A 15,962-nucleotide genomic window follows, 5' to 3' on the forward strand; every position below is an offset into this window, starting at 1 on the left:
GGCAAGGTTGCCTGGTCGATGTTAGTCACGCTGGTCACGGGGCGAGTCGCCCGTAGGCTGGGCGGGATGAGCGTCGCACCGGACACCTCCGTGGCCCTGCACGACCACTTTGCGAGCGACCTGCCCGAGATGGCGGTCAGCTGGCAGGCCCAGACCTTTCCCGACCCGCGGTTGCTGGCTTTCAACGGACCCCTGGCCGAGGAGCTCGGCCTCGACCCGGCATGGCTTCAGAGTCCCGACGGGCTGCGGTTTCTGGTCGGCAACCTTGTGCCTGCCGGGGCCGCGCCGGTAGCGCAGGCCTACGCCGGTCACCAGTTCGGTGGTTACGTCCCGCGACTGGGCGACGGGCGCGCAATGCTGCTCGGCGAGCTGGCTGACGCCGACGGCCGGCTCCGCGACATCCACCTCAAGGGTTCGGGTCCGACACCATTCGCCCGCGGGGGCGACGGCTTGGCCGCGGTGGGTCCGATGCTGCGCGAATACATCGTCAGCGAGGCGATGCATGCGCTGGGCATCCCCACCACGCGATCCCTGGCCGTGGTGTCGACCGGCCGCATCGTGCAGCGCGAGACTCCTCTGCCGGGAGCAGTGCTCACTCGCGTCGCCGCCAGCCATCTGAGGGTAGGCAGCTTCGAGTACGCCGCCTCGACACGCGACCTCGACCTGGTGCGGCGCCTGGCTGACCATGCGATCGCCCGTCACTATCCCGGCGCGGCGATGCTCGACAACCCCTACCTCGCGCTGTTCGAAGCGGTCGCCGCGGTGCAGGCATCGCTGGTGGCCCGGTGGATGCTGGTCGGCTTCGTCCACGGCGTGATGAACACCGACAACATGACAATCTCCGGTGAAACCATCGACTATGGCCCGTGCGCCTTCATGGACGTCTTCGACCCAGACACGGTGTTCAGCTCGATCGACCAATGGGGTCGCTACGCCTACGACAACCAGCCCACGATCGCGGGGTGGAATCTGGCGCGCTTCGCCGAGGCACTGTTGCCGCTGCTGGCCGACACCGTCGACGAGGGTGTAGCGCTGGCGCAGAAGGCATTTCAGGTGTTTCGTGACCAATACGATGCAACCTGGACCGACGGCATGCGCGCCAAACTCGGCCTGTCGGAGGACGTCGACGCCGCAACCGTCGCCACGGTCACCGAGGAATTGCTCGCCCTGCTGAAGGAAAGCCGCGTCGACTACACCACGTTCTTCCGGGCACTCGCGCACGCGGCCCGCCAGGACGCCGAGCCGGCCCGCGGGTTGTTCGCCAACCTTGCCGGTATCGACGGGTGGATCTCGCGCTGGCTAGCCCTCGATCCCGACGGCGGCCTGATGGATCGCAGCAACCCGGTTTACATTCCGCGCAACCACCTCGTCGAAGAGGCATTGACCGCGGCCACCGGCGGAGATCTGAATCCGTTGCAGCAGTTGCTAGTTGCGGTCAGCGCGCCGTACGACGAGCGGCCCGGGCTCGAGCGCTACGCCGCGCCGGCGCCGGAGGAGTTCGGCGATTACCGGACGTTCTGCGGCACCTGAGCTCTGGCCGCGCATTGGGTCAGCGCGGCGTCCAGGATCGAGCCCGCCGTTGTGAACGCGGGCTTCTCCCGGTCGGTGGGGACGATCGTCAGCCCCGCGGCGCGACGTAGCACCATCAGGGCGAGTCCGCTGTAGGTGGTGTAGGCGACGATCAAGAGGTTGGCCCGCGCCTTTTCGCCGTTGATCGTCATCACGTGCTGGGGTTTGCATTCCCATCCGGGCCAGTTGAAGTCCGGTGGTCGTTGCAGATGCGGCCAGTTGACGTTGATGGAGGTGATACCGCCCAGCATCGGCGTCAATGCCTCCACCAGAGCGGGTAATTCCAGAGTCATGCGGTCGACCCGCGGCCACCATGCTCCATCGATGTCGCCGCCCAGCTGATCGCCGATTGAAACTCGAACGGGATTGGCCGAGCGCCAATCGTTCATCTGACGGCAAATCGGGCTGATGCAAAAACCTTGTAAATCAACGGAATTCCTTCACGGCTGGCGTCGCGTCACCGCAGTTGCGGCACAGCGGAGGAATTCCATTGCGAGTGAACGCCATACGCGCAAGCGGAGCGACGCATCACCGCTGTCAACAGAACGGCTCGTCATCCAGGATACGCTGCGAGTAGCGGTTTGTAACCTTCGACGGTGGATGGGTACGTATTCGCGTACAGTGGCAAGAACAATCGGGGGGACACAATGGCCGTACAGAACTGGTGTGACGCACCCGAGATTCATCCGTCGCAGATCCGCGTCGGAGACGTCATCGGGACACTGCGCGAGACGACCCTGCGGTACACCGTGAAAATGGTCAGCGTCCCGCAGAAGGCCCCTCGCAGGTGGACCTTCTTCGGTCGCGACGACAAGGGCCTGGACTACGCAAACGTTTTCGGAGAAGACGACAAAGTCCGCCGCTACACCAAAGCTTCCTGACGCCGCCGCCGCCGACTAACGGACGTTCGCCGGCGTCCGAGTCGGCTTCGGTGCGGCATCGAGCTTGTTGACCTTCCGAATTCCCCTGTCCAGCACCGATGTCGGGGCAATTCTTTTCAGCAGCGCCAGTCGCCGAGCCAGCGGGCCGGCGGGGTAACGCAGCTTCGGCGCGCGACTGGTCGCCGCTTTCAGCACCACCGCCGCCACCACCGACGGGTCGTCGCCGGCGCGCACCGCTTCGATCAGGCCCCCTTTGACGCGTTCGCGCAGGGCCACGTAGCTTTCGATCGGCGAATCAGGCTCAGCGGCATTGGTGTCGAACGCGGTGTCGGTGTAGCCGGGTTCCACCACCGATACCCGCACGCCGAACTCGCGGGTCTCGTGATCCAGCGATTCCGAATAACCCTCGACGGCGTGCTTCGATGCGGAGTTTAGGGCGCCGTAGGGCGCCGGCAGGAATCCCAGCACCGAGCCGATGTTGATGATCCGGCCACTGCGCTGGGCCCGCAGATGAGGCAGCACCGCGTTGGTCACCCGGATCAGCCCGAAGAAGTTGGTGTCGAAGAGTTGCTGCGCCTGAGCGGTCGAACTCTCCTCGGCGGCGCCGAAGACACCCACGCCGGCGTTGTTGACCAGCACATCGATCCGCCCGGCGCGCTCCAGCACGGTCGACACCGCGGCAGTGACCGACGCATCGTCGCTGACGTCGAGTGCCAGGAGTTCCACCCCGGCAATCGGCTCGTTGCGCTGCGGGTTACGGCTGGTGCCGAACACCTCGAAGCCCTTGGCCACGAAAGCGCCGGCAATAGCGCGTCCGATTCCCGACGAAGTTCCGGTGATCAGAGCCACGGGGGGTCGCTGTGTCATGCTCACTCCTAGTAAACCGATTGGTGTACCTCTTCCGGCGCCACGCTACACGCGCTGGCCGTTTATGTAAACCGTTCGGTATACTCCAGATATGAACGAGGTAGCGCAGACCAGGGGCGGCCGCGGCGCGCGCCAGCGCATCTTGGACACCGCCGCCGCTCTGTTTTATCGCGACGGCATCAATGCCACCGGCGTCGAGCGGCTGGCCGCCGAGTCCTCGGTGTCCAAAAGAACCCTTTATCAACACTTTCCGAGTAAGACAGCGGTGGTAGAAGAGTATCTGCGCGGCATGGAACGGCATGTTGTCGACACGGTGATCCATTCACGCGACGACCTACCACCGCGCCAGCGGATGCTCGCCGCGTTCGACGGCCGCACAGCGCAGACCGAGACGTTCCGGGGCTGTCCATTCCACAATGCAGCCGTCGAGTCGGCCGGAACCATGCCCGGCGTCCAGGACATCGTCCGGGCGTCCAAGCTCGGCTTCGCCGACTGGCTCACCGAACTGGCCGGCCAGGCCGGGGCCGCGGATCCGCGCCAACTCGGCAACCAACTCGCATTGCTGTACGAGGGCGCCGGCGCTTTGGCGACCTCTCTGGACGACGTCGAGCCGTGGACTCGCGCCAAGAAAGCGGCCGAGACGCTGATCGACGCCGCTATCGGCTAGCGCGCGCCGCGAATCAGCCTGCCGGGCCGGGCGCCGGTGTCGGCGCCGTCTCGACGGGTCACCACGCCGTTGACAATCGTGGCGTTGTAACCCGAGGCGCCCTGGATCAGCCGCTGACCGCCTGCCGGCAGGTCGTAGGCCATCACCGGCCGATGCAACGTGATCGCGTCCATGTCGATGATGTTCACGTCGGCCCGCTTGCCGACCTCCACCACGCCGCGATCGGTGAGCCCGAACAGCTGCGCGGTGTCGTAGGACTGCTTGCGGATGACGTATTCGAGCGGCAGCCTGTCGCCGCGGTGACGGTCTCGTGCCCAGTGGGTGAGCAGAAAGGTCGGGAACGATGCGTCGCAGATCATGCCGCAGTGCGCGCCACCATCGGACAGCCCGACCACCCCGGCCGGGTGGGTCAGCATTTCGCGGATCGCGTCGTGGTTTCCGTGCGAGTAGTTGTAGAACGGCAGCATCAGCATCGACGTGGCGTCGTGCTCGAGCATCAGGTCGTACAGCGTCGACAGCGGGTCCTCGCCCCGTTCGGCAGCGATCTTTTCCACCGTGCGTTCGTCGGTCGGCTCGTAGTCGGGTGGGTCACCCAGCCAATAAGTGCGGCCCAGCGCGTACTGCGCGAGAGCAAACATGTTGTCGAACAACAGGTTTGGATCCGCCGGCAAGTCTTTCTCGGCAAGGATCGCGGCCTTGACCGCAGGTTCGGCGAGCCGTTGCGCCAGCTCTTCGCGGCCACATTCGGCCTTGAGCCGGATGAATGTCGGACGATGAGCGAACGCGTGATGGCCCTCGAAACCGAACAACATGCCGAACGGCCGGGCTGCGATCTGCGGGTACAGCCGGCTGCCGGCGGCGTGCGCAGCCGCCGAGACGTCCAGCTGTTCACGCCAGAGTTCGGGGGCGGCGTCGACCTGGATCATGCCGAAGGAAATCGGGCGGTCGATCTCTGCGCCCAATCGCTGCATCCACTCCAGCTCTTTCCGCGGAGCGATGATGTCCTCGCCCGCAATGCCCTGCGGAGCGAGTTCGAACACCGCCTGACCACCAGCGGCCATCGCCCGACCGAGGCCGAACAGCTCGTCCTCCGCGGCGTAGGTTCCCGGCACCGGTTCACCGTCGATTGCACGGTGGCCAATCGTGCGTGACGTCGAAAAGCCCAGCGCCCCAGCCTCGATGGCCTCCTGCACCAGCCGCGCCATGGCTGCGATGTCGTCCGGTGCGGCGGGCTCGTTGCGGGCACCGCGCTCCCCCATGGCGTACGCGCGGATCGCGCCGTGGGCCACCTGACTGCCGACATCGACCGCGAATTCTTGCCGCCCGATGACGTCGAGGTATTCCGGATAGCTTTCCCAGCCCCAGGAGATGCCCTCGGTGAGCGCGGCACCGGGGATGTCCTCGACGCCCTCCATCAGGCCGATCAGCCAGTCTTCCTGGCCGGGCCGCACCGGGGCGAACCCGACGCCGCAGTTGCCGGTGACGACGGTGGTCACGCCATGGCCGCTGGACGGTTCCAGCAGCGCGTCCCAGCTGACCTGTCCGTCGTAATGGGTGTGGATGTCGACGAACCCCGGCGCGACGATTCTGCCGGTCGCGTCGATGGTCTCGGCGGCCTCACCCTCTAGTGCCGGGCCGCCCGGTCCGCGTCGCCTGACCTCGACGATCTTGCCGTCCTTGACGGCGATGTCGGCTTCGAAACGGTCCGCGCCTGTTCCGTCGACGACGGTGCCACCGGTGATTTTGAGATCGAACACGGATACTCTCCTGGGCTGCGCTGCCAGCAGTTACAGTACGAAATGTAACACCGTTACAGAGGCTTCGGGAGTGCTTCGATGACTGCAACGCCAGATGTCCGGCGCGAAGACGCGATCGGCAGCCCGCCGCAGCAGCCGACTCTGGTCCCCGCGGACCGCTACTACTCCGCGGAGTTCGCCCGGCTCGAAGTCGAGCGGATGTGGCCCAAGGTGTGGCAGATCGCCTGCACGCTCGATCACGTGGCCGAGCCCGGTGACTACTTCGAATACCGTTGTGGGCCTTTGTCGGTCATCATCGTGCGGGACTCTGACGGCACCCTGCGCGCCTTCCAGAACGTCTGCCGCCACCGCGGCAACTCGCTGTGCGCCGGCGCGGGCTCGGATTTACGAGAACTCCGCTGCGGCTACCACGGCTGGACCTGGGACCTGTCCGGCGCGCTCAAACGGGTGCCGAATCGCAAAGGTTTCGGAGCGTTGTCGATGGCGGAGTTTCCGTTGTTCGCGGTCCGAGTCGACACCTGGGAGCGCCTGGTGTTCGTCAATCTCGACCTCGATGCGCCACCGTTGACCGACTACCTCGAAGCAGTGCCGGACGACATCTCCTGGCTGGGACTCGGCGACTTCCGTTGTTACGCAACCATGACCGTCGATGTCGAGGCCAACTGGAAGACGATCGCCGATGGCTTCAGCGAGACCTACCACATTCAGACCCTGCACCCCGAGTTGCACCGATGCATGGACGACGTCTACGCGCCACAGGTGATCTGGGGCCACAGCGGCAAGTCCGAGCAGCTCTACGGGGTACCGAGCCCGCACCTCAAGGTGCCGCTGAGCGACGCCGAGGTGTGGGACGCCTACGTGACCACCCAGGGCGCGCTGATGGGGATCGCCGAGGGCACACCGTATCCGGGTGGGCACCCCGCCATTGACGTGATCGCGGGTCATATCCGGGCTTTCGCCGCCGGCCGCGGTGTCGACGTGAGTTGGGCCAGCACCGATCAGCTGATGCGACTGCACCAGTACAACGTCTTCCCGAATCTCACCATATTGGTCAATGCGGACCACTTGACGGTGATGTGCTCGCGTCCGGGACCGGACCCCGACCACGGCGAGTTGGTGATGATGCTGTGGATGCGCATGGCGCCCGGAGCGCCGCGTGGCACACCCGCCGACGTTCGGCTGACGGCCGATCAGGCCGAGCCGGGTCTGGTTCTCACGCAGGACATTTCGGTCCTGGCCGGCCTGCAGCGCGGCCTGCATCAACCCGGGTTCACCCACCTCACGTTGTCCGCGGAGGAGCGGCGGGTGATCAACCTGCATCGCAATCTCGAACGCTATCTCGACCTGCCGGAGCGGGACCGGATGAGCGCCACGATCGGAGGTGAACCCGATGCCGGAAGCCCTTGACGCGGAGGCGATTCTAAATACCGCGGCGCGCTTGATCGAACGCCAGGGTGTCGATTCGTTCACCATGCGAGGCCTCGCCGAGGAGCTCGGCGTCGCGGTCACCTCGATCTACTGGCACGTCGGCGGACGCGACAAACTCTTCGACAGTCTGGTGGACCGCTTACTCGGCGAGATGGCGCACCTGCCGATTGATGGCAGTACTGAGATCGAACGTATTGCGTCGCTTGCCCGTTCGCAGCGCAGAGCCCTGATCGACCGGCAACACCTGCTGGCCATCGCACACGAGCGCGACCGAACGCCACAGCTATTCCTGCCGATCCAGAAGCGGCTGGCTGCCCTGCTCGCCGACCTCGGCGTGGCCGGGACCGACGCCGCCCTCGTCCTGCGCGCAGTGCAGGTTCACGTCATCTCGTCGGCGGTGATGCAGTTCTCCGCGGTTCGCGGGGCAAAGCACGAAGAAGAGGATCCTTCGCTGTGGGACGACGAATGGCCCGATCAGGCGCTGGTCCGGGCGCTGCAATCCCCCACCGACTACGACGCGGTGTTCGAGTACGGGCTGACGGCGCTGCTGGCGACACTGCGGAGCTAGATCGCCGGTGGGTGGTTTGCCGGACCGAGTGAAGTGGTAGCCGCAGGCTGGACACTGCGCAATGCTGAACGCAGCGGATCGACTACAGGGATGGCGGACAATGGCAGTCAACGAAGAGCAACTCAACAAGATGGGCTCGGAGCGGGGCTTCATCGCCGCGCTGGACCAATCCGGCGGAAGCACTCCGAAGGCGCTGGCCCTGTACGGAATCCCCGAGGACGCATACGGCAACGACAGCCAGATGTTCGACCTCATCCATCAAGCCCGTGCCCGTCTGATCGAGAGTCCCAGCTTCACGAGCGACAAGATCCTGGCCACCATCCTGTTCGAGCAGACGATGGATCGAACCATCAACGGCGAGGGCACCGTCGCCTTCCTGTGGAAGCAGAAGCAGATCGTGCCTTTCGTGAAGGTCGATCAGGGGCTCGCCGACGCCCGGTACGGCGTTCAGCTCATGAAACCGATGACCAACCTCGATGAGCTTCTCGAACGCGCCGTCGAGAAGGGCGTTTTCGGCACCAAGATGCGCTCGTTCATCCAGGAGCCCAATGAGGGGGGCATCAGGGCGGTCGTCGACCAGCAGTTCGACAGCGCGGCAAGGATCGCCCGCTACGGATTGGTGCCGATCATCGAACCCGAGGTCAGCATCAAGTGCCCGGACAAGCCCACCGCCGACCGGCTTCTGGTCACGGCGCTGCGCGAGCAGCTCGACGAACTCCCGGACGACCGGCAGGTCATGCTGAAGCTGACGTTGCCCGACGAGGCCGACCTCTACGAATCACTCATCGACCACCCTCGAGTGCTGCGGGTGGTCGCGCTGTCGGGCGGTTACACCCTGGCGCAGAGCGCGGAGATCCTGGCCCGCAACCATCACCTGATCGCCAGCTTCTCGCGCGCGCTGACCGAAGGGCTCACCGTCGATCAGACCGACGACGACTTCAACAAGGCGCTCAAGGCGAACATCGACGAGATCTACGCCGCTTCTGTGACCTGACCGAGTAGCCATCATCTGACGGCATTTCGGTAAACTGCAGCGTTGATGCCGGAAATCCGCCGCGAGCCAGCTGCCCCGACCCGCACCCTTCGACTCGCGTCGGGTGACCAAATCCCGGCGCACCGGCATGAGGACCACCAGATCGTCTACGCGGGCCGCGGGGTTCTGGCGGTCACGACGGACAAGGGGTCCTGGGTCGCGCCGGCGACACGGGCGATGTGGATCCCTGCCGGCACGCTTCATGCGCATCGCGCCTACGGCGAACTCAAACTGCACACCGTGGGCCTGGCCGCCGACGACAACCCGCTACAGCTCACGTCTCCGACCGTGCTGACCGTCGCTCCGCTATTACGCGAACTGATCATTGCCTACACCGGTAGCGACGCAGAGACGCCCGAGCGAGCGCGACTCCGCGCGGTGCTGCTCGACCAGTTGCGTAGCTCGCCGCAGCAACCACTCCACGTGCCCACGCCGACGGCTCCGCTGCTCGCTGCGGTGTGCGACATCCTGCACGCCGACCCCGGTGACAGTCGCACGCTTGCCGAACTCGGCCGCGAGGTCGGTGCCAGCGATCGCAGTCTGTCACGGCTGTTCCGTCAGGACCTCGGTATGACGTTCCCGCAGTGGCGCACTCAACTGCGTCTGCACCGCGCGCTGATTCTGCTTGCCGGGCGAACGCCGGTGACCACGGTGGCGCATCAATGTGGCTGGTCTTCGGCGAGTGCGTTCATCGACGTGTACCGACGGAGTTTCGGCCATACCCCAGGCACGGCAACCAGGTCGGAGCATGGTGAATCAGACGCGCTTCCAGGCTAATTCGGCTTCGTCGCGCGCCACCGCAGTCGTACGCCCGCCACGTCGATGCGAACGTCGCGGAATCCCGCGGCATCGAGCCGCCGCCTGAACTCGTCGGGCTGAACCGGGTTGTAGGTGTCGCCGATGTGAATGAGACGGAAGGGCAGCGATGCCAGCCGGTCGCTGCCGGCGAACACTCCGCCCGGCCGAAGGACACGGAATGCCTCGGCGAAAAGCTGATCTTGCAACCGATCCGTGGGGACGTGGTGAAGCATCGTGAAACACACCACGGAGCTGAACTCATCGTCGGGCAACCCGGTGTCGCTGCCGTCGGCGTGCAGAATTCGGGCCCGGTCGCTGTAGAGGTGGTGCAGCCGTTCGGCCATCGGTTTGTCGACCTCGACGGCGGTCACCGAGTCTGCGCGATCGATCAGCGCGCGCAACGTAGCGCCGTAGCCCGGACCGATTTCGAGGGTCTGGTCTCCCAGCTCGACACCGGCAAGAGACCACGGCAACAACTCGTCGCGGACCACGCCCGCCCATCCCGCCGAACTACACCGCCGCTGGTGCAGCAAATTCATCGCCATGACGTGGCACCTTTCTGTCGAGACTTCACACACCAACGAAGCTACGAGGGGCCGCATCTGTCGACTTCCGAAAATATGCCGGGCTGTATCGGAATTCCGCCAACGTTGTGCGCCCGCAGCCGGCCGTGAACCAACTGCGACTGGTCACCGGTCGAGATGTGTTGGCGCACATCATGTTCGATGCCACACCTGGTCGACGTGCCACGATGCGGGCCGCCGTCGTTCGAATCGGCCGGAATATAAGTCTTTGCATGCCCGTTGCGCCCCTCGTAGAACGACCGATTTTCGAAACCGCGAGGTGTGACCATGACGACGACCGAACAGATCCGGGAGAATCTGCTGGTGAAGGGCCTGGGTAGGCCGGTAGCTCTGAACGCCGTCGACTGGAAGATCAAGCACGACAACCCATCGGCATCAGCATCCGAGGTTCAAGACGAGGCCTTGGAGGTCATCCGCACCCTGGTCGACGACGGGTTGTTCACGCTGGGGGCGGTGCGCAAGCACCGGTTCGTCAGCTCGAAGCGGTCGCTGGATCGCTCGATGCGCCACATCTCGCATGAGTACATCGACCACTACGACGACCCGAAGCGCTGGATGTTCGCGGCGTGGATGAGGTTGACCGCCAAGGGACAGCAGGTCGCGCGGTCTTTGGAGCAACGGGCCTTCGATGCTTATCGCGACAGTTGGGCCGGCAGTGACCGGTGCGAAAACGTTGTGACGCACGACTTCTCGTCCCGCGACAGCGCCGAGCTACGCCAGCTGCGCGCCCAGGTCGCGCAGTGGCAGGCAGCGGACTCCCGACGCGACGTCGCCTGACCGCCGCTAGCGGCTTGCGGCCTGCAGGAATCGGCCGGCGTGTAGCTCGGTGCCGAAACCGGGGGCGAATTCGCCTGCCTGGTAGACGATTTGGCCGCCGACAATTGTCGCGCTGACCAGATTGTCGTTGCGGTTGACCATCCGCTTGACGTCGGGCGCTCCGGGATAGGGCGCCTCGGCGTAGGCGGCGCTGGAACCGTCGAAGCCCGCTGGGTCGATCACCGCGATGTCGGCCCGTCGGCCGTTGCCGAGGTAACCCGCGTCGAGGCCGTACCAGTCGGCGAGCTCACCGGTGAGACGGTGTACCGCTGTCTCGACAGGCATCGAGCGACGGTGGTGCACACGCTCGAGCATCCGCAGACCGGCGTTGTAGAACGCCATATTGCGTAGGTGCGCACCGGAATCCGAGAACCCGATCTGGACGTTGGGTGAGCGTTGCATACGGTCCAGAACCTCGTCGCGGTCGTTGGCTACGACAATGCGCCAGCGCAGTCGGTCACCGTGTTCGACCGCCAGGTCGAGCAGTGCGTCGGCGGGCTCGATTCCACGGCTCGCGGCGACATCCGCGAACGATTGCCCGACGACCGAATTATCCGGGCAGGCGATGATTTCGGCGTCCGACAGGTCGCGACTCCACACCCGTGGGCCGAACTGCTTGGCCATGTCCTTGCGGAACTGCCGGCGATAGGACTCGTCGGCGAGTAACTTGCCCCGGCTCATCTCGTCGCGAAAGTTGAGTGCCGCTGAGCCGGAACCGAATTCCTCGAAGACGATGAGGTTGAAACCGTCGGCGTACATCTCGAACGGCACCGGCAGGTGCTGCCAGCGGAAGTTTCCGCCGGCCCGGTTCGTCAAGCCCGCCGCCAGCAGGGTCAGCCGCGCGGCCCTGCGGTCAGCTTTCACATCGGCGGCCGCGATCAACGTGGTTTTCAGTGGTCGCCGGAACCCGCGGCCGATGCTCTGCGCGAGGTATCGCGACACCTCGGCTTGCCGGGCGAGGTTCGGAGTGCTCTGGTGCACGCGTCCGCGCCGGCGCAGAACGGTGTTGAGCGCGTGGAACTCCGACCATTTGGCATAGGTGGACGGCAGCTGGCGGGCCGGGAAGCGGGTGCCCTCGAGTTTGGAGAAGGAGCTGCGCAGCGTGGACAGCCCGACGAAGCCCGCGTCGAGCGCATCGGACAGCATCTGCTGCATCTGACCGATCTCCGAACGCGTCGGTCGGTAATCGGCATCAACCGAGCGTCCGAGACCGAGCACCGCGGCCCGGATGTCGGAGTGACCGATGAACGCGGCGACATTCACCCCGAGCGGCAGCGAATCCACCGTCTTCACGTATTCGGCTGGGCCGCTCCAGGTTTTGGCCTCTTTGACCGAGTCGTGGACGATCTGCCATGGCAGCGCCTCGACGCGCGAGAACATGTCGGCGCAGTCATCGGCCTCGCTGTAGACCGTCGACAGCGAACAGTTGCCGAGGATGACCGATGTGGTCCCGTGCCGGACGGACTCGCCGAGACCGGGGCTGAGCAGGACTTCGGCGTCGTAGTGCGTGTGGATGTCGATGAGCCCTGGCATTACCCATTGACCATGGGCGTCGATGGTGCGGACGCCGTCCGGCAAGCCCGGCGCGACCGCGGCGACTTTCCCGTCGCTGATCCCGACGTCGGCGGTGACGGGCGCGGCACCGGTCCCGTCGAACACGGTTCCGCCGCGAATGACCAGTTCAAAATCCGCCATCGTCTGCCCATCTTTCGATACTTGTTGGTATCCAATCGATACTCAGGAGTATGCTTTCGCGCATGTCGCCTGTCAAGCCGCCGCGAACCCGCCCGACCCGGAGTGAGGTGAAGGACCGGATCCTGGAAGCAGCGTCGAAAGTTTTCGCCGCTGAGGGGTTCGCCGGCGCCACCATCGACGCGATCGGCCAGGCGGCGGGATTCACCAAGGGTGCGGTTTATTCGAACTTCGGTTCCAAGGACGAACTGTTCCTGGCACTCCTCGACCGTGAGTTCGAGCTTCGCGGCGAACAGATCGCGACCGCGCTGGAAAGCGGTGGCGACATTGCCGCGGCCGCGGACACGTTGAGCCGGTCCGTGCTCGACTCGGTGCACGCCCACGCCGATTACTACGTGTTGTTCGTCGAGTACTGGTTGCGCGCGGTGCGGGATCCAGAGCTGCGCGAGCGACTGATCGCGCGTCGCCGGGCCGCCGCAGCCGAGCAGGCGGAAAATTTTGCCGATTCGGCTGCCGCGGTGGCATCCGATCGGCCCTTGGCCGAACTCGCCCAACTCGTCGTCACGATGAACCTGGGAATCGCGATGGAGGAAGTTCTGCGACCCGGCACGATCGACCCCGGACTTCTCGCCCAACTGATCACCGCCTTGCTGGGATCCGTTGCGGGTCAAGGCGATTAGGAGAGCTACGTGGACACCCAGGACGAAACGGGCGCCCCGCCGGTGATCACCGCGACCGGACTCGGCGTCGACGGCGAGCACGAGCCGCTGTTCTCCGGCATCGACTTGGCGCTCCCCGAGGGCTTTCATGCCATTCAGATGCCGGGCGGGCCGGGTCAGACGGCGCTGCTACTGACGTTGGCCGGTCGCTTCAAGCCCTCCCACGGCACCGTGACGGTGCTCGGCGACACCAAGCCGCGCGCGATTCGCCGGCACTGCGCGATCGCCGCGTTCCCCGACATCGACGAACTGGAGGAATCGGTGACCGTGCAGACGGTGCTGGCCGAACAACGTCGTTGGCTCGCACCCTGGTACGCGCAGATTCCCCTGGAAGCCGGCATGTCCACCCTGACCGAGGTCTTCAATGACACTCCGCTGCCACCAACCGGGGCCTACATCGTCGAATTGTCGGACCTGGAGCTGTTTTTGCTGCGCATCGCACTGGCGGTGATGTCGAACCGGCCCATCTTGGTGGTGGGCGACCTCGAGCAGGTTCGCGAGAATGCGCGTCGCGCCGTCGCCGTGCAGCGCCTGGGTGCGCTGGCGGCGCAACGCACGGTAGTCGTCGGCGTGACCAATCCCCTGGGCGAGCAAGCGCCTGAGCACGAGCTACACGATCAACGCATCCTGACCGAAAGGGATTGACGATGCTGGCTGGACTCGCATTCGGTTCGGAGATCAAGCGTTTCGGCCGCAAGCGGATGACGCGGGTGGCGATCGTTGTGCTGATGCTGCTGCCGCTGGTCTACGGGGCGCTGTACCTGTGGGCGTTCTGGGACCCGTTCGGCCACGTGGACAAACTGCCTGTCGCTCTGGTCAACTCCGATCGGGGCGCCGTCGTGTCGGGTCAGCAGTTCAACGCGGGCAGCGAGATATCCAAGAGCCTGACCGCCGACCACAGCCTGGACTGGCATGTGGTCGGCGCCGAAGAGGCGCACAACGGCGTCGAACACGGCAAGTACTACTTCATGGTCGAGCTGCCACCGGATTTCAGCGCGGCCATCGCCTCCCCGGTGACCGGGCAACCGAAAAAAGCCAACCTTATCGCCGTGTACAACGACGCCAACAACTACATATCGACCAGCATCGGCCGCACCGCGATCAGCCAGGTGCTCAATGCCGTGTCGTCCCGTATCTCCGGGCAAGCCGTCAATCAGATGCTCTCGGTGGTGGTTTCGTCGGGGTCCGGCATCAAGCAGGCCGCCGACGGCGCGGCACGACTCGCCGACGGCACCAATCAGCTGACGGCCGGTCTGGACACCGCCCGCACCGGCTCGGCGACACTGGCCACCGGTGCGCGGCAACTCTCCGACGGAATCAACTCGGCAACCGAGCCGCTGCTGGCGGTGAGCAAGGCGGTGTCGTCGATCGGAGCCAACACCGACCAACTACAGGCGGGAGCGACGGCTCTTCAGCAGGCAGGCGACCAGATCGGCGGAATCGCCACGGCGCAAGATGCCGCCGCCAACTCGTTGTCAGCAGTGATCGACCAGCTCGCCGCGCGGCAGGACCCACTGGCGAACAACCTGCGCGGCATCCAGGATCAACTCCGTCAGCATCAGTTCACCCCCGAGATCCGACAGCGCCTCACCGATGCCCGCAACGCCGCGATCAACATGACGTCAGGGCTTCGCGCACCGGGCAGCCCGCTCGGTTCAGCCCTCGACCAGGTGGGGGGCAAGGGACAGGAGCTGACCAACAAGCTCACCCAGCTGCGCAGTGGAGCTCAACAAGTGGCCGACGGTAACGCGCAATTAGCCAGCGGCATAGCCAAACTCGACGATGGCGCACAGCAGCTCAAGTCCGGTTCGGCGGAGTTGGCCACCAAGCTCGGCGACGGCGCCAAACAGGTGCCCAACTGGAGCACCGAGCAGAAGGACGCGGTGGCCGACACCATCGGCGGCCCGGTTCAGCTGGAGACCTCGCACGAGAATGCCGCCCGCAACTTCGGCACCGGCATGGCGCCGTTCTTCCTGACGCTGGCACTGTTCTTCGGCGCACTCGTGCTCTGGATGGTGTTGCGGCCCTTGCAGAGTCGGGCCATCGCCGCGGAGATCCTGCCCATCCGGGTGGCGCTGTCAAGTTATCTGCCCGCCGCGGTGATCGCGATGTTCCAGGCGATCATCCTGTACTGCGTGGTGCGGTTCGGCCTGGGCATGCACGTGGTGCACCCGGCGTCGATGCTCGGCTTCATGATCCTGATCTCGTTCGCGTTCGTCGCCGCGACCCAGGCGATCAACGCGCTGGTCGGACCGGCGGTGGGCCGGGTGCTGATCATGGCGCTGCTGATGCTGCAGCTGGTCAGCGCCGGCGGCATGTATCCGGTGGAGACCACCTCCAAGCCGTTCCAGGTGCTGCACGGCTTCGACCCGATGACGTACGGCGTCAACGGGCTTCGGCAGCTGATCCTCGGCGGCATCGACACCCGACTGTGGCAGGCGATCGTCGTGTTGGTCGGCATCTGGGTCGCGGGGATCGTGGTCTCGTCCCTGTCCGCCCGTCGCGATCAGCTCTGGAGTCTCGAACGGTTGATACCGGCCATCAAAATGTGATCCCCCGCCGGGTCGACAGCTCCACGTCGCG

Annotated in this window: 16 protein-coding genes; 11 read left to right on the forward strand and 5 right to left on the reverse strand. The window is 65.4% G+C overall.

Features of this window, described 5'->3' with window-relative positions; translation table 11 throughout:
• Positions 1 to 66 precede the first annotated feature (66 nt).
• Positions 67 to 1,530 (forward strand): protein adenylyltransferase SelO, encoded by a 1,464-nt coding sequence (locus CYU59_RS23030; RefSeq protein ID WP_293003149.1) that lies wholly within the window; start codon positions 67 to 69, stop codon positions 1,528 to 1,530.
• Here the strand turns inward: CYU59_RS23030 and CYU59_RS23035 are convergent.
• Positions 1,506 to 1,958, reverse strand: coding sequence for a DUF5994 family protein (locus CYU59_RS23035; RefSeq protein WP_293003153.1), 453 nt, complete (start codon positions 1,956 to 1,958; stop codon positions 1,506 to 1,508). The two genes, CYU59_RS23030 and CYU59_RS23035, sit on opposite strands and share 25 nt — an antisense overlap.
• 258 nt (positions 1,959 to 2,216) lie before the next feature.
• On the opposite strand from CYU59_RS23035, the gene CYU59_RS23040 reads away from it, so the two are divergent.
• Positions 2,217 to 2,450: a hypothetical protein gene (locus CYU59_RS23040; protein WP_293003212.1), complete on the forward strand. Its 234-nt coding sequence runs from the start codon at positions 2,217 to 2,219 to the stop codon at positions 2,448 to 2,450.
• A 15-nt stretch (positions 2,451 to 2,465) separates the two neighbouring features.
• On the opposite strand, the gene CYU59_RS23045 is transcribed toward CYU59_RS23040, so the two are convergent.
• Positions 2,466 to 3,317 (reverse strand): oxidoreductase, encoded by an 852-nt coding sequence (locus tag CYU59_RS23045; RefSeq protein ID WP_293003155.1) that lies wholly within the window; start codon positions 3,315 to 3,317, stop codon positions 2,466 to 2,468.
• 91 nt (positions 3,318 to 3,408) lie between these two features.
• On the opposite strand from CYU59_RS23045, the gene CYU59_RS23050 reads away from it, so the two are divergent.
• Positions 3,409 to 3,984, forward strand: a complete 576-nt coding sequence (locus CYU59_RS23050) for a TetR/AcrR family transcriptional regulator (RefSeq protein WP_293003158.1) — start codon at positions 3,409 to 3,411, stop codon at positions 3,982 to 3,984.
• Here the strand turns inward: CYU59_RS23050 and CYU59_RS23055 are convergent.
• The gene (locus tag CYU59_RS23055; RefSeq protein WP_293003160.1) at positions 3,981 to 5,741 is read right to left on the reverse strand and encodes an amidohydrolase family protein; all 1,761 of its coding nucleotides are present in this window, start codon (positions 5,739 to 5,741) and stop codon (positions 3,981 to 3,983) included. The genes CYU59_RS23050 and CYU59_RS23055 overlap by 4 nt on opposite strands.
• 78 nt (positions 5,742 to 5,819) lie before the next feature.
• On the opposite strand from CYU59_RS23055, the gene CYU59_RS23060 reads away from it, so the two are divergent.
• The 4 genes from CYU59_RS23060 (at position 5,820) to CYU59_RS23075 (ending at position 9,547) form a co-directional block, all read left to right on the forward strand.
• Positions 5,820 to 7,148 carry an aromatic ring-hydroxylating dioxygenase subunit alpha gene (locus CYU59_RS23060; protein ID WP_293003162.1) on the forward strand — a complete coding sequence of 443 codons (1,329 nt, stop codon included), beginning with the start codon at positions 5,820 to 5,822 and terminating at the stop codon, positions 7,146 to 7,148.
• Positions 7,132 to 7,737: a TetR family transcriptional regulator gene (locus CYU59_RS23065; protein WP_293003164.1), complete on the forward strand. Its 606-nt coding sequence runs from the start codon at positions 7,132 to 7,134 to the stop codon at positions 7,735 to 7,737. The genes CYU59_RS23060 and CYU59_RS23065 overlap by 17 nt, the downstream gene beginning before the upstream one ends.
• A gap of 100 nt (positions 7,738 to 7,837) precedes the next feature.
• Positions 7,838 to 8,731 carry a fructose bisphosphate aldolase gene (locus tag CYU59_RS23070; RefSeq protein WP_293003166.1) on the forward strand — a complete coding sequence of 298 codons (894 nt, stop codon included), beginning with the start codon at positions 7,838 to 7,840 and terminating at the stop codon, positions 8,729 to 8,731.
• Positions 8,732 to 8,776: 45 nt separating this feature from the next.
• Positions 8,777 to 9,547, forward strand: a complete 771-nt coding sequence (locus tag CYU59_RS23075; RefSeq protein WP_293003168.1) for a helix-turn-helix transcriptional regulator — start codon at positions 8,777 to 8,779, stop codon at positions 9,545 to 9,547.
• Here CYU59_RS23075 and CYU59_RS23080 read toward each other — a convergent pair.
• Complete coding sequence (locus CYU59_RS23080; protein ID WP_293003171.1) at positions 9,544 to 10,113, reverse strand: class I SAM-dependent methyltransferase; 570 nt, start codon at positions 10,111 to 10,113, stop codon at positions 9,544 to 9,546. The two genes, CYU59_RS23075 and CYU59_RS23080, sit on opposite strands and share 4 nt — an antisense overlap.
• A 306-nt stretch (positions 10,114 to 10,419) precedes the next feature.
• Here CYU59_RS23080 and CYU59_RS23085 point away from each other — a divergent pair, with 306 nt between their 5' ends.
• On the forward strand, positions 10,420 to 10,929 hold the full coding sequence (locus CYU59_RS23085) for a hypothetical protein (RefSeq protein ID WP_293003173.1): 510 nt from the start codon (positions 10,420 to 10,422) through the stop codon (positions 10,927 to 10,929).
• Between the two features lie 6 nt (positions 10,930 to 10,935).
• Here the strand turns inward: CYU59_RS23085 and CYU59_RS23090 are convergent, their stop codons facing one another.
• Positions 10,936 to 12,663: an amidohydrolase family protein gene (locus CYU59_RS23090; protein WP_293003175.1), complete on the reverse strand. Its 1,728-nt coding sequence runs from the start codon at positions 12,661 to 12,663 to the stop codon at positions 10,936 to 10,938.
• Positions 12,664 to 12,713: 50 nt separating this feature from the next.
• On the opposite strand from CYU59_RS23090, the gene CYU59_RS23095 reads away from it, so the two are divergent.
• The 3 genes from CYU59_RS23095 to CYU59_RS23105 are packed head-to-tail and all read left to right on the forward strand — an operon-like array spanning position 12,714 to position 15,931.
• The gene (locus CYU59_RS23095; RefSeq protein ID WP_293003177.1) at positions 12,714 to 13,340 is read left to right on the forward strand and encodes a TetR/AcrR family transcriptional regulator; all 627 of its coding nucleotides are present in this window, start codon (positions 12,714 to 12,716) and stop codon (positions 13,338 to 13,340) included.
• Positions 13,341 to 13,349: 9 nt separating this feature from the next.
• Complete coding sequence (locus CYU59_RS23100; protein WP_293003180.1) at positions 13,350 to 14,024, forward strand: hypothetical protein; 675 nt, start codon at positions 13,350 to 13,352, stop codon at positions 14,022 to 14,024.
• Between the two features lie 2 nt (positions 14,025 to 14,026).
• A complete protein-coding gene (locus tag CYU59_RS23105; protein WP_293003182.1) occupies positions 14,027 to 15,931 on the forward strand; it encodes a YhgE/Pip domain-containing protein in 1,905 nt (634 codons plus the stop codon).
• The last annotated feature ends 31 nt before the right edge of the window (positions 15,932 to 15,962 follow it).

It is taken from the genome of Mycobacterium sp. (assembly GCF_002863225.1).
Classification (GTDB): domain Bacteria; phylum Actinomycetota; class Actinomycetes; order Mycobacteriales; family Mycobacteriaceae; genus Mycobacterium.